Source organism: Cupriavidus cauae (assembly GCF_026210475.1).
In the GTDB taxonomy this organism is placed as follows: Bacteria; Pseudomonadota; Gammaproteobacteria; order Burkholderiales; family Burkholderiaceae; genus Cupriavidus; species Cupriavidus cauae.
Window position 1 is genome coordinate 451,287 of record NZ_CP080294.1, and the last position, 21,856, is coordinate 473,142.

17 protein-coding genes are annotated in these 21,856 nt (G+C 67.4%); 13 read left to right on the plus strand and 4 right to left on the minus strand.

All coding sequences use genetic code 11. The features are described 5' to 3' along the window. Positions 1 to 153: 153 nt before the first annotated feature. Entirely contained in the window at positions 154 to 1,044 is an 891-nt protein-coding gene (locus tag KZ686_RS17585; RefSeq protein ID WP_226105152.1) for a LysR family transcriptional regulator, read from the minus strand. A 107-nt stretch (positions 1,045 to 1,151) separates the two neighbouring features. On the opposite strand from KZ686_RS17585, the gene KZ686_RS17590 reads away from it, so the two are divergent. The 4 genes from KZ686_RS17590 (at position 1,152) to KZ686_RS17605 (ending at position 6,258) form a co-directional block, all read left to right on the plus strand. Then, positions 1,152 to 2,705, plus strand: coding sequence for an AMP-binding protein (locus KZ686_RS17590; RefSeq protein ID WP_149319943.1), 1,554 nt, complete (start codon positions 1,152 to 1,154; stop codon positions 2,703 to 2,705). 64 nt (positions 2,706 to 2,769) lie between these two features. Then, positions 2,770 to 3,972, plus strand: a complete 1,203-nt coding sequence (locus KZ686_RS17595; protein WP_265634557.1) for an acyl-CoA dehydrogenase family protein — start codon at positions 2,770 to 2,772, stop codon at positions 3,970 to 3,972. A gap of 89 nt (positions 3,973 to 4,061) precedes the next feature. Continuing rightward, the gene (locus KZ686_RS17600) at positions 4,062 to 5,045 is read left to right on the plus strand and encodes a tripartite tricarboxylate transporter substrate binding protein (protein ID WP_149319941.1); all 984 of its coding nucleotides are present in this window, start codon (positions 4,062 to 4,064) and stop codon (positions 5,043 to 5,045) included. A gap of 13 nt (positions 5,046 to 5,058) precedes the next feature. Next, positions 5,059 to 6,258, plus strand: a complete 1,200-nt coding sequence (locus KZ686_RS17605; RefSeq protein ID WP_265634559.1) for a CaiB/BaiF CoA transferase family protein — start codon at positions 5,059 to 5,061, stop codon at positions 6,256 to 6,258. Positions 6,259 to 6,358: 100 nt separating this feature from the next. Here KZ686_RS17605 and boxA read toward each other — a convergent pair whose 3' ends face one another. Next, positions 6,359 to 7,648: a benzoyl-CoA 2,3-epoxidase subunit BoxA gene (boxA, locus tag KZ686_RS17610; RefSeq protein WP_226105142.1), complete on the minus strand. Its 1,290-nt coding sequence runs from the start codon at positions 7,646 to 7,648 to the stop codon at positions 6,359 to 6,361. On the opposite strand from boxA, the gene KZ686_RS17615 reads away from it, so the two are divergent. After that, positions 7,613 to 7,774 (plus strand): hypothetical protein, encoded by a 162-nt coding sequence (locus tag KZ686_RS17615; protein WP_265635473.1) that lies wholly within the window; start codon positions 7,613 to 7,615, stop codon positions 7,772 to 7,774. The genes boxA and KZ686_RS17615 overlap by 36 nt on opposite strands. Here KZ686_RS17615 and boxB read toward each other — a convergent pair. Further along, positions 7,767 to 9,194, minus strand: a complete 1,428-nt coding sequence (gene boxB, locus KZ686_RS17620; RefSeq protein WP_149319938.1) for a benzoyl-CoA 2,3-epoxidase subunit BoxB — start codon at positions 9,192 to 9,194, stop codon at positions 7,767 to 7,769. The two genes, KZ686_RS17615 and boxB, sit on opposite strands and share 8 nt — an antisense overlap. Positions 9,195 to 9,279: 85 nt before the next feature. Further along, positions 9,280 to 10,938 (minus strand): 2,3-epoxybenzoyl-CoA dihydrolase, encoded by a 1,659-nt coding sequence (boxC, locus tag KZ686_RS17625; protein ID WP_265634563.1) that lies wholly within the window; start codon positions 10,936 to 10,938, stop codon positions 9,280 to 9,282. Between the two features lie 493 nt (positions 10,939 to 11,431). Between boxC and KZ686_RS17630 the strand changes: the two genes are divergently transcribed. The 8 genes from KZ686_RS17630 to KZ686_RS17665 all read left to right on the plus strand — a co-directional run bounded on the left by KZ686_RS17630 (position 11,432) and on the right by KZ686_RS17665 (position 21,829). Then, entirely contained in the window at positions 11,432 to 11,926 is a 495-nt protein-coding gene (locus tag KZ686_RS17630; RefSeq protein WP_265634565.1) for a DUF4863 family protein, read from the plus strand. Then, positions 11,923 to 13,491, plus strand: a complete 1,569-nt coding sequence (locus KZ686_RS17635; RefSeq protein ID WP_265634567.1) for a 3,4-dehydroadipyl-CoA semialdehyde dehydrogenase — start codon at positions 11,923 to 11,925, stop codon at positions 13,489 to 13,491. Before KZ686_RS17630 ends, KZ686_RS17635 begins: the two co-directional genes overlap by 4 nt. A 104-nt stretch (positions 13,492 to 13,595) precedes the next feature. Beyond that, complete coding sequence (locus KZ686_RS17640) at positions 13,596 to 15,335, plus strand: benzoate-CoA ligase family protein (RefSeq protein ID WP_265634569.1); 1,740 nt, start codon at positions 13,596 to 13,598, stop codon at positions 15,333 to 15,335. Beyond that, positions 15,332 to 16,231, plus strand: coding sequence for an alpha/beta fold hydrolase (locus KZ686_RS17645; RefSeq protein WP_265634571.1), 900 nt, complete (start codon positions 15,332 to 15,334; stop codon positions 16,229 to 16,231). Before KZ686_RS17640 ends, KZ686_RS17645 begins: the two co-directional genes overlap by 4 nt. Before the next feature lie 113 nt (positions 16,232 to 16,344). After that, on the plus strand, positions 16,345 to 17,703 hold the full coding sequence (locus KZ686_RS17650) for an MFS transporter (protein ID WP_226105134.1): 1,359 nt from the start codon (positions 16,345 to 16,347) through the stop codon (positions 17,701 to 17,703). A gap of 200 nt (positions 17,704 to 17,903) precedes the next feature. Next, positions 17,904 to 18,857, plus strand: a complete 954-nt coding sequence (locus tag KZ686_RS17655) for a VOC family protein (protein ID WP_226105132.1) — start codon at positions 17,904 to 17,906, stop codon at positions 18,855 to 18,857. Between the two features lie 203 nt (positions 18,858 to 19,060). Further along, positions 19,061 to 20,527: an MFS transporter gene (locus KZ686_RS17660; protein WP_150082401.1), complete on the plus strand. Its 1,467-nt coding sequence runs from the start codon at positions 19,061 to 19,063 to the stop codon at positions 20,525 to 20,527. A gap of 112 nt (positions 20,528 to 20,639) precedes the next feature. Further along, a protein-coding gene (locus tag KZ686_RS17665) for an IS3 family transposase (RefSeq protein WP_390885778.1) occupies positions 20,640 to 21,829 on the plus strand; the annotation gives its coding sequence in 2 pieces (ribosomal slippage) (positions 20,640 to 20,928 and positions 20,928 to 21,829; 1,191 coding nt in all). Positions 21,830 to 21,856: the final 27 nt, after the last annotated feature.

Sequence of the window (21,856 nt, forward strand, 5' to 3'; positions counted from 1 at the left end):
GTTTTGCCCAATACAAATACAACAGGTAAGGGGCCGCCGATATGAAAGTTTTTTAAATCACGTAATCTGTTGTATTGGTCATACCGGCATTCGTTTTCGCCATCGTTATTGCAGTCGGTATTGCAATCGGTGCCGCAATCGGTGCCGCAATCGTTATTTCACCTGCGCCTGCAGGATCGCCACCATCCGCTGCGCCAGCGGCGATAAATAAGCGCCGGCCCGCGCGATCACGCCGACCCGCCGGCGCAGATCGAGTTCTTCGCTGCTCAACCGCAACGCACGAAAACCCGCCAGGGGCCTGGCCATCTGCGCCCCGGCAATGCTGAGCATGCGCGTGCCCCGCATCAGATAGAACAGCGAGGCGCTGCCGAAATCCGATTCGACGCGCAGATTCGGCGGCGGCAGGCCGCGCTGCTGAAACGCGGCCTCCAGCTGCTGGCGCAGCACGATATGCGCACCGGGCAGCAGCCATTCCTGATCGACCAGATCGGCGAGCCGCAGGCCGCGCTTGCCGTGCAGCGGGTGCGCTTCGTCGGCGACCACCGCCAGCGTGTCGTCGAACAGGTCGTGGACCACGAACGCCTCGGTCCGCTGCCGCGGCACCGGCGCGATGGCCAAGTCCAGTTCGCCGGCCAGCAGTGGATCCATCAGGTCGCGCGCCATCCGCCGCGTCAGCCGCAGCCGCGCGACGGGCCGCTCCTGCATCAGCTGGCGGCAGGCGTCCAGCACCACCGGGTTTGGAATCGACGGCGAATAGCCGAGCCGCAGCACGCCCTGTTCGCCGGTGCGGATGCCGCGCATCTCGGCCAGCGCATCCTCGTATTCGAGCCGGATGCGCCGGGCCCGGTCGATAAATGCCGCGCCTGCCTGCGTCGGCCGCATGCCCAGCGCGGTGCGCTCGAACAGCGGCAGGCCGATCTGCGCTTCCACGCGCTGCACCGCCTTGGTCAGCGCCGGCTGGCTCATGCCGAGCGCCTCGGCGGCGCGCCCGATGCCGCCGTGAGCAGCCACCTCCAGCACGTACTCCAGATCGCGTGTCTCCATGCCGCTCCCCTCGCATTCCAGTCGGTTATGGCTTTATTTCCAATGCAGCATTGTAGTGATGTCCCGCGTCTTCCAAACTGCCGCCAAAGCAGATCAAGGAGACCTCGATGACCTTCGCCTATTTCCTGCGGCGTGCCGCGCGCTATTGGGGCGACCGCCCCGCGGTGCTGTATCGCGACCGCGCGCTCAGCTATCGCCAGCTGGACGAGCGCTCGACCCGGCTGGCCAATGCGCTGCTGGGGCTGGGCCTGGTCAAGGGCGACCGCGTCGCGGTGCAGTCGCGCAATTGCACCGAGCTGGTGGAGATCGAATGCGCCCTCTTCAAGGCCGGGCTGGTCAAGGCGGCGCTCAATCCGCGCTTCACCGCCGCCGAGGCGACCCAGGTGGTCGAGAATTGCGGACCGCGCGTGATGATCGCGGGCCGCGGCTACACCGGCTACAACCCGCAGACGCCTGGCTTCGGCTCGGTCGAGACCTTTATCGCGATCGGCGAAGCAGCCCCGGGCTATCTGGACTACGAGGACGTCGTCAGCCGTGGCGACACCCAGGCGCCCGACTACACGCCGCAAGCGTCCGATCTCGCGGTGCTGCACTTCTCGTCCGGCTCGACCGGCAAGATCAAGGCGGCGATGCAGAGCTACGGCAACCGCATCGCCTCGCTGCGCAAGATCGTGCTTGGCATGGATCGCCCTGCCCGCTCCGGCGACCGGCTGGCGCTGATCGGCCCGGTCACGCACGCCTCGGGCATGCTGATGCAGCCCTACCTGTACTGCGGCGCCACGCTGGTGCTGTTCGACAAGTTCGAGCCGGCGCATTTCCTCGCCGAGATCGCGCGCCTGCGCATCACGCACGTGTTCATGGTGCCGGCGATGATCAATATGGTGCTGGCCGAGCCGTCGCTCGCCAGCGCCGATCTTTCCAGCCTGAAGACGCTGGCCTATGGCGCCGCGCCGATGGCCCCGGCGCGCATCCGCGAGGCGTGGGAGCGCATCGGCCCGATCCTGTCGCAGGGCTATGGCGCCAGCGAATCGACCTCCGGCGTCACGCGGCTGTCCACCGCCGACCATGCCGATGCGCTCGCCAATCGCCCCGAGCGCCTGGCCTCGTGCGGCCGCGCGCTGGGCGAGACCGAGGTACGCGTGGTCAACGAGCGCGGCGAGGAAGTCAGCGGCGACGAGATCGGCGAGCTGGTGATCCGCGGCGAGGACGTGTTCCAGGGCTACTGGGGCGAGCCCGAGCTGACCCGCGAGGTGCTGATCGACGGCTGGCTGCATACCGGCGATCTGGCCCGCGTCGATGAGGAAGGCTTCATCTATCTGGTCGACCGCAAGAAGGACATGATCATCTCGGGCGGCTTCAACGTCTATCCGACCGAGGTCGAAGCCACGCTGTATCAGCATCCCGACGTGATGGAGGCCTGCGTGATCAGCGTGCCCGATGCGACCTGGGGCGAGAGCGTCAAGGCCGTGGTCACGCTGTGGCCGGGGCGCGAACTGAGCGCGGCCGACCTGATCGCGCATTGCCGCGCGCGCATCGCCGACTACAAGACCCCGCGCTCGATCGACTTCGTCAGCGAGCTGCCGAAGAACGCCAGCGGCAAGCTGGCCCGCAAGCTGGTGCGCGAGCGCTATTGGCAGGGTCAGGAACGCCGCGTGAACTGACACGCGGCTTGAAACGCGGACTGACAAACGCGACTCAAAGCCCACGACACCGAGGAACCACGCCATGTTCGAATACCTGACCAACCCCGTGCTGGTCCAGACGCGGGCCGCCATCCGCCGCTTCATCGACGAGGAACTGCGCCCGATGGAGCAAGAGCTTGGCCTGGGCTCGGAAGACCCGTGGCCGAAGGAGGTGCTGCGCCGGGTCTGGCGCCGCTCCAGCGAGCTGGGTCTTTACGCCGCCTGCCTGCCGATCGAACTGGGCGGCAAGGGCCTGAACATCGCCGAGCAGTGCGCGCTGAAAGCCGACATCGCCGCCAGCGGCTGCTCGCTGGCGCCGCATGTGCTGGGCGACCTCGGCGGTCCGCCGCGCGTGGGCAATATGCTGAAGTACGCCACGCCCGGGCAGATCGAGCGCTATTTCGGCCCGGTGATCCGCGGAGAGCGTTCGACCTGTTTCGCGATGACCGAGCCGCATTCGGGCTCCGATGCGATGAGCATCTCGACGACGGCGGTGGCCGACGGCGACGAGCTGGTCATCAACGGCCACAAGCACTACATCAGCGGCGCGCCGTTCGCCGACTTCGCCATCGTGCTGTGCGTGACCGATGCCAGCACCACGCCGCCGTCGATCAGCGCGGTGCTGGTCGATCTCGACCTGCCCGGCGTCACCGTCGATACCGAATACACGCCAATGTCGGGCCAGCATATCGACGCCGATATCCGCATGGTCGATGTGCGCGTGCCGCGCAGCAATATCCTCGGCGGCGAGGGCAATGGCTTCAAGCTCAGCATGTCCCGCATCAACGTCAACCGGCTGCTGCATTGCCCGAGCATGCTGGGTCTGGCCACCAGCGTGTATCGGGCGTCCGTCGAGTACGCGGGCAAGCGCCGCCAGTTCGGCGGCCCGATCGCGCGGTTCCAGGCCATCCAGCATATGCTCGCCGACATGGCGGCGGCGCTGTGGGCGTGCGAGGCGATGATCGCGCAGACCGCCGCGCTGGCCGACAGCGGCGCCGATCTGCGCATGAAGGCCGCGGCCTGCAAGCTTTTCGTATCGGAGCGCTGCTTCGAGATCGCCGACAAGGCGGTGCAGATCCACGGCAATGTGGGCGTCACCCGCGGCCACCCGGTCGAGCAGACCTTCCGCAAGCTGCGCATGTTCCGCATCTTCACGGGCACCAGCGAGATCCAGCGCAACACCATTGCGCGGGCGATCCTGGAGCCGCTGATGGAGCAGGCGGGCAAGGGGCGCGGCGCGGCATAGTGCCGCCGGTTGCCCGCAGCACCAGCAACAGCAGCAGCAGCAGAACGTCGACGCAGCCCGGACTGCGCCATCAGTACAGGAGACAGCAAATGCATCGCAGAACATGGCTGGCCGCCGCGGGCGCCGCGGCACTGGGCGGCATCCTGCCGCGCGCCTACGCGGCCGACGGCTATCCGAACCGGCCGATCCGGCTGATCGTCCCCTTCCTGGCCGGCACCTCGCCCGACAACATGGCGCGCGCGCTGTCGGCCGAGCTGGCACCGAAGCTCGGCCAGCCACTGGTGGTCGAGAACATGCCCGGCGCGGGCGGCATCATCGGCGGCCGCGCGCTCAAGCGGGCCGCGGCGGACGGCTACACGCTCGGCGTGCTGGCCAACACGCACGTGATCAACATCCACATGTACAAGCAGATGCCGTACGACCCGGCGCGCGACTTCACCTGCATCGCGCCGCTGTCGGGCGGCCCCACCGCGCTGGTAGTCCCTGCGAACTCGCCGTACCGCACCGCCGCCGACCTGATCGCGGCGATGAAGCGCGCGCCGGGCAAGCTGAACTACGGCTCCGGCGGCAAGGGCAGCATCGCCCATCTGGCCGTCGAATCGATGCTGCACCAGACCGGCACCGAAGCGGTCCACGTGCCGTACAAGGGCGCGCCGGAGATCCTGACGGCGATGCTGACCGGGCAGACGCAGTTCGGCATGCCGGTGCTCAGCACGGCCACGTCGTACCTGCGCAATGGCCAGGTCCGCGCGCTCGCGGTGACCACCGCCGAGCGTTCGCGCTACTTCCCCGACGTGCCGACGCTGGCGGAGGCGCTGCCGCCCGGCTTCGTGCTCGACAACTGGAGCGGGCTGTTCGCGCCGGCGGGGATGCCCGCCGCGCTGACGCAGCGTTTGTTCACCGCGATCAACGAGGTGCAGGCCAGCGGCAAGCTCGATGCGATGCTCGAAGCCAGCGCGGGGGAACTGCGCCGCAGCGCCTCGCCGGCGCAGTTCCGCGAGATGGTCTCGGCCGAGACCAAGCGCTACGCGTCGCTGATGCGCGATATCGGCATGACGGCCGACATCGGCTGAGCGGGCGCGGGCCATGACATCGAGCAAGCCATCGAGCAAGCCATCGAGCGAGCCGCCAACCAAGGCGCCAGCGAAGCCCCCAACAAAGCCGCCAACCAAACCGGACTGGTCCTGCCTGAACGACGTCAGGATTATCGACCTGAGCCAGCTGCTGCCCGGCCCGCACGCCACGTTGCAGCTGCAGCAGCTGGGCGCCGAGGTGATCAAGGTCGAGCGGCCCGGCGTCGGCGATACCTCGCGCACGCTGAGCGCCTCGGTGTTCGCCCAGTTCAATCGCGGCAAGCGTTCGGTCGCGCTCGATCTGCAGGATGCCGAGGGCCGCGCGGCCTTCCTTGAGCTGGTGCGCGATGCCGACGCGGTGGTCGAAGGCTTTCGTCCCGGCGTGATGCAGCGCCTCGGCATCGATTACGCCGAACTGGCCAAGGTCAATCCGGCCATCGTGCTGTGCTCGATCTCGGGCTTCGGCCAGACCGGCCCCTATGCCGACCATGCCGGCCACGATTTGAACTATCTGGCGCTGGCCGGCTATTGGGCCGCGCCGGTACAGGTCCGCGACAAGGTCGCGCGGCCGCGCGTGCGGGTGTCGGACTATGCGGCGTCGAGCTATGCGGCGCTGGCGCTGACCGTCGCCATCCTCAGCGCGCGTCAGCACGGGCGCGGCCAGCATCTGGACGTATCGATCCACGATGCGGTGCTGTCGTGGACGGCCCATGGCGCCTGGGCCGCGCAACAACATGCCGACGCGCCGCTGCGCTCGCCCACGGTGATGCCGGAGAACGACCTGTTCGAGACGCGCGACGGCCGCCATCTGGCGCTCGGCATTCTGGAGAACAAGTTCTGGCTGAACCTGCGCGACGCGCTGGGCGAGAAGTTTCCTTCGCTGATGGATCCGCGCTTCGCCGAGCGGGCCGGACGCCAGCGCCACAAGGTCGAGGTCAATGCGCTGCTGGCGCAGATCTTTGTCAGCCGCACGCTGGCGCAGTGGCTGGACACGCTGGCCGGCGTGGACCTGCCGATCTCGCCGGTGCTGAACGCGGAAGAGCTGCTGCGGGACCCGCATGTGCAGGCGCGCGGTACGGTGCGTCAGGTATCGGACCCCGATCAGGATCGCGTCGCCGTCCGCTTTCCGGTCCGTTTTTCGCTGGGTCTTCCCGATGGCGACGACCATGTGGCGGCGTTGGGCGAGCACGCGCCAAGCTGGTCCGCCGACTGAACGAACGAGGCCGGCCCCGCGTTTCCGCGGCGGCTGGCCCTGGCCACATCAAGAACATCAAACCCGGTCCGCGCGACCGCTTGCTCGGTACGTCCCGAGCTCAGTACGTCTCCAGATGCAGCCGCCCTTCGCGCTTGAGCGAAGCGGCCACCGCCTCCCAATCGAGACCGGCCTGCTCGGCGATATCGCGCAGCGCCAGTACCACGCCCTCCTCCATGCTCTTCAGCCCGCAGACATAGAAGTAGCTGTCCGGATCGGCCAGCAGCGCGGCCAGGTCGGCGGCCCGCTCGCGCATCACGTCCTGCACATAGCGCTTGGGCTGGCCCGGCGTGCGCGAGAACGCCAGGTTGATATCGATGAAGTCCTTGGGCAGGCTTTGCAGCGGACCGAAGTACGGCAGCTCCTCGCGCGTGCGGGCGCCGAAGAACAGCATCAGCTTGCCGCTCTCGAACTTGCCCGACTTGCGCAGGCGCCGGCGCCATTCGGTCATCGCCCGCATCGGCGCGCTGCCGGTGCCGGTGCAGATCATCACGATGTTCGAGCGCGGATGGTTCGGCATCAGGAAGCTGTTGCCGAACGGGCCGATGACCTCGACCGTGTCGCCCACCTGCAGGTCGCACAGGTAGTTCGAGGCCACGCCGCGCACCGGATTGCCCTGGTGGTCCTCCAGCACGCGCTTGATCGTCAGCGACAGGTTGTTGTAGCCCGGCCGCTCGCCATTGCGTGGGCTCGCCACCGAGTACTGGCGCGCGTGATGCGGGCGGCCCTGCTCGTCGACGCCCGGCGGCACGATGCCGATCGACTGGCCCTCCAGCACCGGGAACGGCATCGCGCCGAAGTCCAGTACCAGGTGATGGGTGTCGTAGTCGCGGCCGACCTCGGTCACGCGCACATTGCCGACCACGGTGGCGGTAACCGACTTGATCGCCGCCTTCGGCCCGTACAGATTGGTGTAGCAATGCGCGGCCGACCACGGCGGCAGCGTGGCCCCGTATTGCGCGCTGTTGAACGGCGCGATCTGCGCCAGCGCGGGATCGACCGGCTCGTCGACCGCCTCCAGCGCCTGCGCTTCGGCGATCGCCTCGGCGCCGACGCCGCTGGCGGCCAGCTGCTCGCTGCTCAGCTCTTCGGGAAGCGTGTCCCAGCCCAGCTGCTCGTCCAGCGTATAGGGCCGCGTGCGCGGCACCATGCGCCAGTTGTCGATCGATCCGGTCGGGCACGGCGACACACAGGCCATGCACAGATTGCACTTGTCGGCGTCGACCACGTAGTTGCGCGAATCGTGCGTGATCGCGCCGACCGGGCAGGTCATCTCGCAGGTATTGCAGCGAATGCAGATCTCGGGGTCGATCAGATGCTGCTTGATGATTTGCATGTCTGCCATATCCATGGCCGTCTCCAGATGCTGCGGCGGCTCGGCGCTACGTTCGGTCACGCGCGGTCGCTGTCGTTATTGCTGGCGCTATTGATGGCGCTGTTGCTGCCGTTATTGCCGTTGCTCTCGCCGCTCAGTTGAAGCGCACGTATTCGAAGTCCACCGGCTGGCGGTTGACGCCCATCGCCGGCGGCGCGATCCAGTTGGCGAACTTGCCCGGCTCGACCACGCGGCCCATCAGGCTGGCGACGAAGGCGCGATCCTCCGCGCTCGGCAGCCACTGGTCGACATTGGCCTGCCATTCGGCGTCCGAGATCACGCGGCCGTCCGGCGACACCTTGACGCCGGCCAGCGCGCCGATATTGCGGTGGAAGGCCTTGTGCGGAACCTTCAGCCGGAACGGAATGCCGGCCTTGTCGATGACGCGGTTCCAGCGCTCGACGCCGGCCACGCTGTCCTTGATGTAGTCGTCGCGCAGCACCTCGTTCAGCGCGTTCAGCATCGGCACTTCCTTCTCGACCAACTGGCCGCCGGAGGCCTGCAGCACGCGATAGGTGCTGTCCTTGAGCAGATGGTCGTCGTTGCGCTTGCCTTCCTCGAAGCGGCCCTTCAGGCCGGTGCTGTAGAAGGTGGCGGCATTGCTCGACTCGTCGGCACCGAAGAGGTCGATGGTCACGCTGTAGTGGAAGTTCAGGTAGCGCTGGATGGTCGGCAGGTCGATCACGCCGGCGGCGCGCAGCTTGCCCGGATCGTCGGTCTTCAGTTCGTTCATCACCTGGCAGGTGCGCTGGATCACGCGCGACACGCCCGACTCGCCGACGAACATGTGGTGCGCTTCCTCGGTCAGCATGAACTTGGTCGTGCGGGCCAGCGGATCGAACGCGCTCTCGGCCAGCGCGCACAGCTGGAACTTGCCGTCGCGGTCGGTGAAGTAGGTGAACATGAAGAACGACAGCCAGTCCGGCGTGCGCTCGTTGAACGCCTGCAGGATGCGCGGGTTGTCCTGTTCGCCGCTGCGGCGCTCGAGCAGCGCCTCGCCTTCCTCGCGGCCGTCGCGGCCGAAGTACTTGTGCAGCAGATAGACCATCGCCCACAGGTGGCGGCCTTCCTCGACGTTGACCTGGAACAGGTTGCGCAGGTCATACATGCTCGGCGCGGTCAGTCCCAGATGGCGCTGCTGCTCGACCGAGGCCGGCTCGGTATCGCCCTGCGTCACGATGATGCGGCGCAGGTTGGCGCGGTATTCGCCCGGCACGTCCTGCCACGCGTCCTCGCCCTTGTGGTCGCCGAAATGGATCTTGCGGCCCTGCTCCGCCGGATTCAGGAAAATGCCCCAGCGATAGTCCGGCATCTTGACGTAGCCGAACTGCGCCCAGCCCTGCGGATCGACGCTGATCGCGGTGCGCAGGTAGACGTCGAAGTTCTGCGAGCCGTCCGGGCCCATGTCGTTCCACCAGCTCAGGTAGTTCGGCTGCCACTGCTCCAGCGCGCGCTGCAGCGTGCGGTCCTCGCTGAGGTTGACGTTGTTGGGGATCTTCTCGCTGTAGTTGATACCGGACATCGTTGGTCTCCCGGTGATATGTCGTCGTGTCGTTGTGCCGTGGTGTCGCTGTGTCTTTGTGTCGCTGCGCGCGCGGACCTGCGCGTCAGACGCGATTCCAGTCGAATGCCGCCTTGTCGCCCTTGCCGTAGACCTTCAGTGCGCCCTTGTCGCCGACGGCGTTGGGCCGCTGGAAGATCCAGTTCTGCCAGGCGGTCAGCCGGCCGAAGATGCGGGTGAACATGGTCTCCTGGCCGTTGAAGCGCAGGTTCGCTTCCATGCCGGTCAGCGCGTCGGGCGACATCGCCACGCGTTCCTCGATCGCGATGCGCAGCTCGTCGGCCCAGTCGATGTCGTCCGGGTTCGAGGTCGCCAGACCCAGCGCGAAGGCGGCGTCCGCATCGAGCGGCTGGCCGGCCCTGGCGCGCACCGCTTCCAGCGCCGGCGTCTCGTCGTAGAAGCGGCGGCCCAGGCGGCTCTGGCCGGTGGCCATCGGATAGAGGCCGAAGTTGGTCTCGCCGACGGTGATCTTCGGCGCGCGCGCCTCGTCGTCCGGCAGCGCCAGGTGGTAGATGCGGTCGCAGGCCAGCGCCAGTTCCAGCAGCGAGCCGGCAAAGCAGGTGCCCTCGTCGACCAGGGCGAACAGGCTGCGCGAGGACACGTCGAGACGGCTGAAGGTCCGGCGCAGCAGCCCGATGGTCTCGCGCACCAGCCAGTGGTCGCGATGCGCCAGCAGCGTGGCGTCCATCTGCATCACCGCCTCGGCATCGCCGGCGGTCTTGATCAGCCAGGTGCCGATCTCCAGCTCGTTGGTGCGCATCGACAGGATCGCGTCCTCGAGCTCGCGCGCCAGCTGCAGCGGATACCAGGCCGCGCCGGCTTCGGCGATCGCGGCCGGGGTCTGCGGCTGCGGGCCGCGCGGCGCGTGGATCGTGAAGGTGGCGGTGCGCGCGGCGCGGTCGATCTGCACGTCGACGTAGCCGTAGCGCAGCGCATCGGCTTCGACGGTCCGCTCCAGCGGGGTCAGCGAGATGCCGGCCGCGTCGGCGGGACGGTCGCTCTGCGCGGCCAGCGCCAGCGCGCGCTCCTGCACCTTCTGCGCAAACACGGCCGGTTTGGCGATGTCGTCGACCAGGCGCCAGTCCTTGGCACGCTGGCCGCGCACGCCTTCGGTGGTGGTGCAGAAGATGTCGGCGAGGTCGTGGCGCACATGGCGCTTGTCGGTGACGCGGGTCAGGCCGCCAGTGCCCGGCAGCACGCCCAGCAGCGGCACTTCCGGCAGGCTGACCGCCGAGGAGCGGTCGTCGACCAGCAGGATCTCGTCGCAGGCCAGCGCCAGTTCATAGCCGCCACCGGCGCAGGCGCCGTTGACCGCGGCGAGGAATTTCAGGCCGCTGTGCCGCGACGAATCCTCGATGCCGTTGCGCGTCTCGTTGGTGAACTTGCAGAAGTTGACCTTCCACGCGTGGCTGCTGACGCCCAGCATGAAGATATTGGCGCCCGAGCAGAACACCTTCTCCTTGCCGCTGGTGACCACCACGCTGCGCACTTCCGGATGTTCGAAGCGGATGCGGTTCAGCGCATCGTTCAGCTCGATGTCGACGCCGAGGTCGTAGCTGTTGAGCTTGAGCTTGTAGCCGGGACGCAGGCCGGCGTTCTCGTCGATATCGAGGACCAGCGTGGCGACGGGTCCGTCGAACTGCAGCTTCAGGTGCTTGTATTGGGAGGGGTCGGTCTGGTAGTCGACGCGGGGGACCTGGGTCACGGCATTGTCTCCTGTTCTCTGTGCTGACATCGCTGTCTGTTCAGCCTGGGCGCGTGGTGCAACGAAGCACCGCGAAGCACGATAGTGCATGGATCGGGATCCGATGTCACGCATCATAGTGCATCGCTTCGCGCGACGTCAAGAATTATTGTGCATATTAGCGAATGACTGCGACGCTGCGCTTTACTTCATAGAGCGCGTGGCGATCCCGCCAATACGCGGCCTTGGCGGTGTGGCCATCCGTTGTAGCCGCCCGTCCGTCGCCCCCTATGGCGCCGGCGGCTTGCCGAACGCACGCCGGTGTTTTCACAGCGCTTCCGCCGACACTCCTGCAATATAGTTCTTGACAGAGCCGACGTCGACCTCTATGGTTCGCCCATGCACAATAATGCATTAACAGCAGACGTGCAAACCGCAGACTTGAACACCGCGGACGTGCAAACCGGTTACGCCAACCGGTGACGTTCTTCCCGATCTGACGGAGCGCTTGCCGATGTCCCCCACCCTCCCACCGGCCGCCCAGGCCTTCCGCCAGCAATTGGCGCAACTGACGGCCCGCCTTGCGGGCCGTCCGCTCGACGCCGAGCTGGACGCCTGGCTCAACGCCGAATACGGCCCCGATACCGAGTCCTATCGCGCGCTGAAGGCCGCCTGCGAAACCGGCGTCGCCGAAGGCTGGCTGTGCGATCGCGAAGGCGGCGGTATCCGCTACGGCCGCATCTTCAAACCCGCCGACGACCTGCACGGCTTCTCGGTCGACGTGGTCGACATGCAGGACATCGCCGGCCCGCATCACACCCATCCCCATGGCGAGATCGACCTGATCATGCCGATCGAGGGCGAGGCCCGCTTCGACGGAAGGCCTGCCGGCTGGCTGGTGTGCCCGCCCGGCAGCGCCCATCGCCCCACGGTGTCGAACGGGCGCGCGCTGGTTCTTTATCTGCTGCCCGAAGGGCGCATCGACTTCACCCGACAGGAGGCAGCATGAGCGAATCGCTACCGAGCTATCTGGCCGGCCGCTGGCAGCATGGCAACGGCAAGGGCACGGCACTGTTCGACCCCGTGCTGGGCGATGAACTGGCGCGTGTCGATGCCACCGGACTCGATCTGGCCGAAGGCTTCGCCTTCGCGCGCGAGCAAGGCGGCGCGGCGCTGCGGGCGCTGACCTATCGCGAACGGGCGTCGCTGCTGGGCGCCATCGTGCAGGTGCTGCAGCAACACCGCGACGCCTACTACGAGATCGCGACCGCCAACAGCGGCACGGTCAAGCGCGATTCCGCGGTCGATATCGACGGCGCGATCTTCACGCTGGGCAGCTATGCGAAGCTGGGCGAGACGCTGGGCGACCGGCGCTATCTGCTCGATGGCGAAGCCGCGCGCCTGGGCAAGGATCCCTTGTTCCAGTCGCAACACATGCTGGTCCCCACGCGCGGCGTCGCGCTGTGCATCAACGCGTTCAACTTCCCTTCGTGGGGCCTGTGGGAGAAGGCCGCGCCGGCGCTGCTGTCGGGCGTGCCGGTGATCGTCAAGCCGGCCACCTCCACCGCCTGGCTGACGCACCGCATGGTCCGCGATGTCGTCGAGGCGGGCATCCTGCCCCCTAGCGCGCTGTCGATCGTCTGCGGCAGCGCCGACGGCCTGCTGGACGCACTGGAGCCCTTCGACGTGGTGTCGTTCACCGGCTCGGCGCAGACGGCCGCGCAGATCCGCACGCATCCGGCCATCGCGCAGCGCTCGGTGCGCGTCAATATCGAGGCGGACAGCGTCAACTCGGCGCTGCTGCTGCCGCGCGAGGCCGGCGGCAACGATCCGCTGCCGCTGCTGGCGTCCGAGGTCGTGCGCGAGATGACGGTCAAGTCGGGACAGAAATGCACGGCGATCCGCCGCGTGCTGGTGCCCGAGTCGCTGTACGACGCCGCCGCCGAAGCCATCGCGGCCAAGCTGCGCGAGGTCACCGTCGGCAATCCGCGCAGCCCGGACGTACGCATGGGCGCGCTGGTCAGCCGTGCGCAGCTCGCCACCGTGCGCGAGGGCCTCGCGCAACTGCAGGCGCAGACGCAAACCCTGCATGACGGCGCGAGCCAGGCGCTGATCGACGCCGATCCGGCCGTGGCTTGCTGCATCGGTCCGACGCTGCTCGGCACGCGCGATCCCGACGGCAATGCGCTGGTGCATCAGATCGAGGTGTTCGGCCCGGTCGCCACGCTGATGTCCTATCGGGAGCGGCAAGGCGAAGACAGCATCGACGCCGGCCATGCCTTCGAACTGGCTCGCCGCGGCGAAGGCTCGCTGGTGGCGTCGCTCTATGGCAGCGATCCGGCCGCGCTGGCCGCCGCGGCGCTTCAGCTGGCCGACAGCCACGGCCGCGTCCACGTGATCTCGCCCGATGTCGCGCAGCTGCATACCGGCCACGGCAACGTGATGCCGCAATCGCTGCACGGCGGCCCCGGCCGCGCCGGCGGCGGCGAGGAACTGGGCGGCCTGCGGGCGCTGAACTTCTACCATCGCCGCAGCGCGGTGCAGGCCAGCACGGCGGTGCTCGACCGGCTGTAGGGGTCCGCTGCCAGGACCAGTTGCAAGGAGACACGCAGCACATCGCATCACCGGCAGTATTCGCAGCATTCGCAGCGTCCATAGAACAGATGGGGAGACAACGCATGGCAGCCGCAACGACGACTACCGCGACCACGATCACCGCCACCGCGCCAGGCTCGGACCCTCCGCCGGTGGTCGCGCCCACCACGCCCTTCAACTTCGCCCAGCACCTGCTGGAAGGCAACGCGCACCGCGGCGACAAGACCGCCTATATCGACGACCACGGCCGCCTGCGCTACGGCGAACTGGCCGAGCGCGTGCGCCGGTTCGCGACCGCGCTGCAAGCCCTCGGCGTACGCCGCGAGGAACGCGTGCTGCTGCTGATGCACGACTGCAGCGACTGGCCGGTCTGCTTCCTCGGCGCGATCTACGCCGGCATCGTGCCGGTCGCGGTCAACACGCTGCTGACGCCCGACGACTACGCCTACATGCTGCAGCACAGCCGCGCCCGCGCGGCGCTGGTGTCGGCGGCACTGCTGCCGGTGCTGGAGCAGGCCATGGCGAAGGCGATGGGCGAAGGCGGCCATGAGGTCGACCACGTGATCGTGTCCCGCCCCGAGGGCGCCAACGGCGATGGGAGCACCTTTCCTGCCGGCATGGTCTCGCTCGACGCGCTGATCGCCGACCATGCACCGCAGCCGGCGGCCGCAGCCACCGGTCCCGATGACCCCGGCTTCTGGCTGTATTCGTCCGGCTCCACCGGCCGGCCCAAGGGCGTGCTGCACAGCCAGGCCAATCCGTACTGGACCGCGGAGCTCTACGCCAAGCCGATTCTCGGCCTGAACGAGGACGACGTCTGCTTCTCGGCGGCCAAGCTGTATTTCGCCTACGGCCTGGGCAACGGCCTGACCTTTCCGCTCAGCGTCGGCGCCACCGTGGTGCTGATGGCGGAGCGGCCCACGCCCGAGGCGATCTTCCGGCGCTGGCTGGACCATCGCACCACGGTGTTCTTCGGCGCGCCCACCGGCTATGCCGGCATGCTCGCCTCGCCCGCGCTGCCGGCGCGCGAACAGGTGGCGCTGCGGCTGTGCTCGTCGGCCGGCGAGGCGCTGCCGGCCGAACTGGGCCAGCGCTTCACCGCGCATTTCGGCTGCGAGATCATCGACGGCATCGGCTCGACCGAGATGCTGCATATCTACCTGTCGAATCGCCCGGGGCAGGTCCGCTACGGCACCACCGGCTGGCCGGTGCCCGGCTACAACATCGAACTGCGCGACGAGGAAGGCCGGCCGGTGCCCGACGGCGAGGTGGGCGACCTCTATATCCAGGGCCCGAGCGCGGCGCTGATGTATTGGGGCAATCGCGACAAGTCGCGCGAGACCTTCCAGGGCAGCTGGACCAAAAGCGGCGACAAGTACGTGCGCAACGCCGATGGCACCTACTGCTACGCGGGCCGCAGCGACGACATGCTGAAGGTCAGCGGCATCTACGTCTCGCCGTTCGAGGTCGAGGCCACGCTGATGCAGCATCCCGCCGTGCTGGAGGCCGCGGTGATCGGCGTCAACGACCCGCAGGGGCTGACGCGCACCAAGGCCTTTGTCGTGCTCAAACGCGGTACGCAGTGCGACGACGCCGAGCTCAAGGCCTTCGTCAAGGAACGGCTGGCGCCCTACAAGTACCCGCGGCTGATCGAGTTCGTCGACAGCCTGCCGAAGACCGCGACCGGCAAGATCCAGCGCTTCCGGCTGCGGGAGCAGGAGCAGCAGCAACAGCGACAGCAGCCCATGGACTGCGGCCGCGACGTCGCGTCGAACGTGCTGATCTCGCCGAGTGGGCAATTGGCACTGGCGGGGCTGCAATGAGCGCGCCGGTCGAATTCGTCGAGATCGATTGGGCCGGCCGCCCGGTGCGGATCGAATATCAGCGGCTGGGCACGGAGAACGCCGGCGCCCCGCTGCTGGTCTTCCTGCACGAGGGCCTGGGATCGGTGGCGATGTGGCGCGATTTTCCGCAGCGCGTCTGCGAGGCGCTCGGGTGGCGCGGCCTGGTCTATTCGCGGCCCGGCTATGGGCGTTCGACGCCGCGGGCCGCGGACGAGGTCTGGCATCCGGATTTCATGCACCGCCAGGCGCACGAGGTATTGCCCACGCTGCTGACGGCGCTCGGCATCGACGCCCAGGCCGAACCGCCCTGGCTGCTTGGGCACAGCGATGGCGGCTCCATCGCGCTGCTGTACGCGGCGCGGTTTCCGTCGCGCGTCGCCGGGACCATCGTGCTGGCCCCGCACATCCTGGTCGAGGACCTGTCGGTCTCGAGCATCGAGAAGGCGCGCGAAGCCTATCTCAATACCGACCTGCGGCAGCGGCTGGCGCGCTATCACGACGATCCGGACTCGGCCTTCTGGGGATGGAATGGCATCTGGCTGCATCCGCCGTTCCGCCACTGGTCGATCGAGGCCGAGATTGCCAGCATCACCTGCCCGCTGCTGGCGGTGCAGGGGCTCGACGACGAGTACGGCACGCTGGAGCAGATCCACGGCATTGCGCGCCGCGTGCCGCAGACGCGCCTGCTGGAGCTGCCGGAGTGCGGCCATTCGCCCCATCGCGATCAGCCCGACGCGTTGATCGCGGCGATCGTCGATTTCGTGCGCGATCCGCAGTCGACAGCCATGGCGCCGATCACGCGGTCGCCGCACGACTTGCCGCAAGAGTTGCCGCAAGAGTTGCCGCAAGAGTTGCCGCAGAACTTGCCGCAATAGTCGCCGCACGCCGCCGGGAACGCCGGCGCGGCGTCCTGGCGGCCCCGTCGGCCCCGTACCCGATCGTTCACCCATCACAGAGCCGGTAGAAACCGGACTGCAAGGAGACAACCATGCGTCAAATCGACGTCCACCAGCTGGCCGACGAGGCCCGCTTCAACCGCTTCCATGGGCTCGTGCTGTTCTGGTGCGCGCTGATCATCATCTTCGACGGCTACGACCTGGCCGTGGCCGGCATCGCCCTGCCGTCGATCATGCAGTCGATGGGCGTCGACGCGACGCAGGCCGGCTTCATGGTCAGTTCCGCGCTGTTCGGCATGATGTTCGGTGCGATCTTCCTGGGCACCATCGCCGATCGCATCGGCCGGCGCTGGGCCATTGCCATCTGCATCGTGCTGTTCTCGGTCTTTACCGCGGCTGCCGGCTTCACCAGCGATCCGGTGACGTTCAGCGTCACGCGCTTCCTCGCCGGCCTGGGCATCGGCGGCGTGATGCCCAATGTCGTCGCGCAGATGACCGAGTACTCGCCGCGCAAGATCCGCGGCACCATGGTCACGCTGATGTTCAGCGGCTATTCGGTCGGCGGCATGCTGGCCGCGGTGGTCGGCAAGGGCCTGATCGAGAGCTACGGCTGGCAATCGGTGTTCCTGGCCGCTGGATTGCCGGTGCTGCTGATCCCGATGGTGATGAAGTCGCTGCCGGAGTCGATGCCCTTCCTGATCCGCTCGGGACGCCTGGACGAGGTCAAGAAGGTGCTGAGCCGGCTGGAGCCGTCCTACCGGCCGCAAGCGGACGACCGCTTTGCGCTGCCCGAGCTGAAGGCCGGCGAGGCGCCGATCGGCAAGCTGTTCCAGGACGGCCGCGGCTTCAGCACCGTGATGTTCTGGGTCGCGTTCTTCATGTGCCTGTTCATGGTTTACGCGCTGAGCTCGTGGCTGGCCAAGCTGATGGCCAGCGCCGGCTACAGCCTGGGCTCGGCGCTGACCTTCGTGCTGGTGCTGAACTTCGGCGCGATGATCGGCGCGGTCGGCGGCGGCTGGCTGGCGGACCGCTTCAATATCAAGCACGTGCTGGTCGGCATGTACGCGCTGGCGGCGGTCTCGATCACCTTGCTTGGCTACCCGGTGCCGACGCCGGTGCTGTTCGTGCTGGTGGGCCTGGCCGGTGCGTCGACCATCGGCACGCAGATCGTGACGTACGCCTATGCCGGCCAGTTCTATCCGATGGCCGCGCGCGGCACCGGCATCGGCTGGGCGTCGGGCGTCGGCCGCAGCGGCGCGATCCTGGCCCCGATCGTGATCGGCATGCTGGTCGGCATGGCGCTGCCGCTGCAGCAGAACTTCGTCGCCATCGCGATTCCGGCCGTGATCGCCGCGCTGGCGGTCTCGATGATCGACCATCGGCGTTCGGCCTCGGCCAGTCATGAGGCAGCGCTGCGCACGCCGGCGCCGGCGCCAGCCGTGCAGAAATAGCGGCGCCGGGCCGCCCAAACATGCGGCCCTGAAACACGCGATCCCGAAATACCCGATCCCCAGGGCACTCCACCCTGGGGATTTTTTGCGCCCAGGATTTGTGCCGGACGCGTGCGGCGACTACTCTGGAGTTTCATCGCAAAACGGCGGCCGGCATGGCGCCGTTTTCCTTTCGAGATGCCTGAAAAGGAGCCCGGCACATGACCACGCCTGTCACCCCGCCTGTCGCCTCACCGCCCACCCTTGTCCCGCACCTTTGGTACGACAAGGAGGCCGTCGAAGCGGCGCGCTTCTATGTATCGGTATTTCCGGATTCGGCCGTCGATTTCGTTGGTCAGATCCGCAATACGCCGTCCGGCGACTGCGATCTCGTGCGGTTCACGCTATGGGGCCAGCCCTTCATGGCGATCTCGGCGGGCCCGATGTTCCGCTTCAATCCGTCGATCTCCTTCTTCGTGCTGTTCGATCCGGGCCGCGATCCTCAGGCGCGCGAGCGGCTGGATGCCATGTGGGACAAGCTGGTCGATGGCGGCCAGGCGCTGATGCCGCTGGACGCCTACCCCTTCAGCGCGCGCTTCGGCTGGATACAGGACCGCTACGGGCTGTCCTGGCAATTGATGCTGACCGATACGTCGAGCGAATCCCGGCCGCCGATCGTGCCGGCGCTGATGTTCACCGGCGATGCCTGCGGCAAGGCGGAGGCGGCGGGCGAGTTCTGGCGCGAGATCTTCCCGGATTCGCAGGCGGGGCAACTGGTCCGCTATGGGCCCGGCATGGAGCCGAATCCGGCGGGCTCGGTGATGTTCTCCGACTTCCGGCTAGGCAATACGTGGATGGCGGCGATGGACAGCGGCTACCCGCACGGCTTCGCCTTCAACGAGGCCATCTCGTTTGTCGTGCCGTGCGAGGGCCAGGCGAGCATCGACCATTACTGGTCGAAGCTCTCCGCGGTACCCGAAGCCGAGGTATGCGGCTGGTGCAAGGATCCGTTCGGCATCTCGTGGCAGATCGTGCCGGCGGAGATGGACACGCTGATGCGCTCCGGCGACCAGGCGGGCATCGACCGGCTGGTTCAAGCCCTGCTGCAGATGAAGAAGCTGGACGCGGCAGCGCTGCGCTCGGCCTTCGAGGGAACGGGAAGCAGCCGGCCGTAAGACGGCATGCAGGCAAGACCGCAAGGCCCACGGAACATTTGAAACATATACCGAACATGGGAAACGGGACGCCCCAAGGCCCGGAATTCCAGCGTCCTTAAAGATATAACAATAAGTCATTTGGATCAGCGATCGTGCTGGCGTAGCATTCGCCGCGCCGCCGCCTCTCCCGGCGCGCGGCGCATGCTCCCATCACGATCCCCATGTCCGTCGACCTCACCCTCTCCCCTGCCGAAGCGCAACAGGCGGCCGCCACCGCCGCTCCACCCAACAAGGCCGTCATCCGCTCCGCCGCCGATGTCTCGCAACTGGTCAACCAGGGCGGCGCCCAGGCCAGCAATGCGCGCATGGTGGTCGCGATCGCGCTGGGCGGCGTGTTCCTAGACGCCTACGACCTCGGCGCGCTGGCCTTCGGCCTGAAGGACGTCACCCGCGAATTCAACCTGACGCCGGCCGGCACGGGCATGGTCGCGTCGGCGATCACCTTCGGCGCCATCGTCGGCGCTTTCCTCGGCGGCTATTTCACCGACCGCATCGGCCGCTATCGCGTCTTCATGGCCGACATGCTGTTCTTCGTGGTGGCGGCCATCGCCTGCGCGCTGGCGCCGAACGAATACGTGCTGGCCGGCGCCCGCTTCGTGATGGGCCTGGGCGTCGGCATCGACCTGCCGGTGGCGATGGCGTTCCTCGCCGAGTTCTCCAAGCTGCAGGGCCGCGGCAACAAGGCCTCGCGCGTGGCGATGTGGTGCCCCACCTGGTATGCGGCGATCTGCGTGTCGTATCTACTGGTGCTGCTGTGCTACGCGGTCCTGCCCGAGTCGCACAGCGGGCTGCTCTGGCGCATCATCCTCGGCTTCGGCGCGGTGCCGGCGCTGGTCATCATCGCGGTGCGCAGCAAGTACATGAGCGAATCGCCGGTGTGGGCCGCCAACCAGGGCGACCTTGAAGGGGCCGCGCGGATCCTGAAGCGGTCCTATGGCATCGACGCGGTGGTTGCACCCGACGCGGTTGCCAAGCCCGCCAAGCGCGCCGCGTCCTGGGGCAACTACGCGGTGCTGCTGCAGGGCGTCTATCGCAGCCGCACGGTGCTGGCGACGATCATGTCGATCGCTTCGTCGTTCGCCTACAACGCGGTCGCCTTCGGCCTGCCGGTCATCATCGCCAGCTTCCTGGCGCAGACCATGCTGAACACGATCCTGATCTCGCTGGCGCTGAACCTGCTGTTCGCCTTCGTCGGCGGACTGATCGGCGTGCGGCTGGTGCCGCGGGTCGGCGCGTGGAAGCTGACCGTGGTCGGCTACGCGTTCCAGCTGGCCGCGCTGGTCGGCCTGGCGCTGGTCGGCAAACCGGACGGGGTCAGCGAAGTGGTGGCGGCGATCGCGCTGCTGGCCGTGTTCCTGCTGGGCCAGGGCTTCGGTCCGGGCGCGCATACGATGACCTATGCCTCGCTGAGTTACCCAACCTCGCTGCGCGGCGTGGGCGTGGGCTTCAACCAGACGCTGATGCGCGCCAGCTCCACGCTGTCGCTGTTCCTGTTCCCGGTGCTGGCCGCCGCGCTCAGCACCAAGGTGTTCTGGGTCATCGCGCTGGCGCCGCTGGCCGGCCTGCTGGCGCTGCTGGCGATCCGCTGGGAGCCGGCGAACTACGACGTGGACGCCGAGGACTTCTGATCGGACTGGGGGCCGGCCACGCCGGACCACCCTGTCGAACGCTCCAGGAGGGAGAACGCGTACTGTGCGGTGGTTCAATTTCCTCAGACAGGTCGATAAGTGGAAAATCACGATCGACGAGGAAAAAGACCGAACCATGAAGCAACGCCGCAAATTTGACCCTGCCTTCAAGCTGGAGGTGGTCCGGATGATCCGGGATCAAGGCCTGTCGGTGGCCGAGGTGTGCCACTCGATGGCCATTGGCGAGACGGCCGTACGGCGCTGGCTGGCCCAGTACGACGCCGAGCTCAAGGGCGAGAAGGGGATTGGTAGGCCGCTGACGCCGGAGCAGCAACGCATCCGTCAGCTGGAGGAAGAGAACCGGCGCCTGAAGGAGGACAACCTGATCCTAAAAAAGGCATCGGCCTTCTTCGCCCGCGAACTGAAGTGATGTATCACGCAGTCAGTGGTTTGCAGAAGGAGGCCATTCCCCTGAGCCGCGCCTGCCTGGCGCTGGGTGTCAGCCGCGCTGGCTATTATGCGTTCTTGCGCCGCCCCGGTGGCGACGCCAAGCGGACCAGACAGATGGTGTACGTGCGCGCCGCATTCGAGGCCAGCGGGCGCACCTATGGCAGCCGGCGGGTGGCGCGGGATGTGAGCCGGCAAGGGGTCAAGATCGGCCGGTATCGCGCTCGCACGCTGATGCGTCAGGCCCATCTGCGTCCGGTGTGGAAACGCAAATTTGTGGCAACGACCAACAGCCGGCACGACCGGCCGGTCGCGCGCAACGTGCTGGATCGACAGTTCAGACCCGCGGCGCCCAACCAGGCGTGGGTGTCGGATATCACGTATATCCGCACGCTAGAGGGCTGGCTGTACCTGGCGGTGGTGCTGGACCTGTACTCCCGCAAGGTCGTGGGCTGGTCCATGGCCGCGGCCATGCCGTCCACCCTGGTGGTAAGCGCGTTGCAGATGGCCATTGCGCACCGCAAGCCGGGGCCGGGTCTGATCGTGCATTCGGATCGTGGCAGCCAGTACGCCAGCGACGAGTACCAGAGCTTGCTGGCGCGTCACGGGATGGTCTGCAGCATGAGCCGCCTGGGCGACTGCTGGGACAACGCGGTGGCCGAACGCTTCTTCCTGAACTTGAAAATGGAGCGCGTGTGGCAGCGCCGCTACGCCGACCGGGCCGAAGCCCGGCGCGACATCATGCAGTACATCGTTGGCTTCTATAACCCCATGCGTCTGCATTCGACACTGGGGTATGAGTCGCCGCAGGATTACGAGGACAAGTTCAACCAGACCACCTTAACGACTGTCTGATAAAACTTGACCACCGCACTGCGTTCT

What these genes read in the sequence shown, in the direction of transcription:
- KZ686_RS17585 (WP_226105152.1), bottom strand. Translation starts at nt 1,044, where the DNA reads ATGGAGACACGCGATCTGGAGTACGTGCTGGAGGTGGCTGCTCACGGC.
- KZ686_RS17590 (WP_149319943.1), top strand. Translation starts at nt 1,152, where the DNA reads ATGACCTTCGCCTATTTCCTGCGGCGTGCCGCGCGCTATTGGGGCGAC.
- KZ686_RS17595 (WP_265634557.1), top strand. Translation starts at nt 2,770, where the DNA reads ATGTTCGAATACCTGACCAACCCCGTGCTGGTCCAGACGCGGGCCGCC.
- KZ686_RS17600 (WP_149319941.1), top strand. Translation starts at nt 4,062, where the DNA reads ATGCATCGCAGAACATGGCTGGCCGCCGCGGGCGCCGCGGCACTGGGC.
- KZ686_RS17605 (WP_265634559.1), top strand. Translation starts at nt 5,059, where the DNA reads ATGACATCGAGCAAGCCATCGAGCAAGCCATCGAGCGAGCCGCCAACC.
- KZ686_RS17615 (WP_265635473.1), top strand. Translation starts at nt 7,613, where the DNA reads ATGCTGCTTGATGATTTGCATGTCTGCCATATCCATGGCCGTCTCCAG.
- boxA (WP_226105142.1), bottom strand. Translation starts at nt 7,648, where the DNA reads ATGGATATGGCAGACATGCAAATCATCAAGCAGCATCTGATCGACCCC.
- boxB (WP_149319938.1), bottom strand. Translation starts at nt 9,194, where the DNA reads ATGTCCGGTATCAACTACAGCGAGAAGATCCCCAACAACGTCAACCTC.
- KZ686_RS17630 (WP_265634565.1), top strand. Translation starts at nt 11,432, where the DNA reads ATGTCCCCCACCCTCCCACCGGCCGCCCAGGCCTTCCGCCAGCAATTG.
- KZ686_RS17635 (WP_265634567.1), top strand. Translation starts at nt 11,923, where the DNA reads ATGAGCGAATCGCTACCGAGCTATCTGGCCGGCCGCTGGCAGCATGGC.
- KZ686_RS17640 (WP_265634569.1), top strand. Translation starts at nt 13,596, where the DNA reads ATGGCAGCCGCAACGACGACTACCGCGACCACGATCACCGCCACCGCG.
- KZ686_RS17645 (WP_265634571.1), top strand. Translation starts at nt 15,332, where the DNA reads ATGAGCGCGCCGGTCGAATTCGTCGAGATCGATTGGGCCGGCCGCCCG.
- KZ686_RS17650 (WP_226105134.1), top strand. Translation starts at nt 16,345, where the DNA reads ATGCGTCAAATCGACGTCCACCAGCTGGCCGACGAGGCCCGCTTCAAC.
- KZ686_RS17655 (WP_226105132.1), top strand. Translation starts at nt 17,904, where the DNA reads ATGACCACGCCTGTCACCCCGCCTGTCGCCTCACCGCCCACCCTTGTC.
- KZ686_RS17660 (WP_150082401.1), top strand. Translation starts at nt 19,061, where the DNA reads ATGTCCGTCGACCTCACCCTCTCCCCTGCCGAAGCGCAACAGGCGGCC.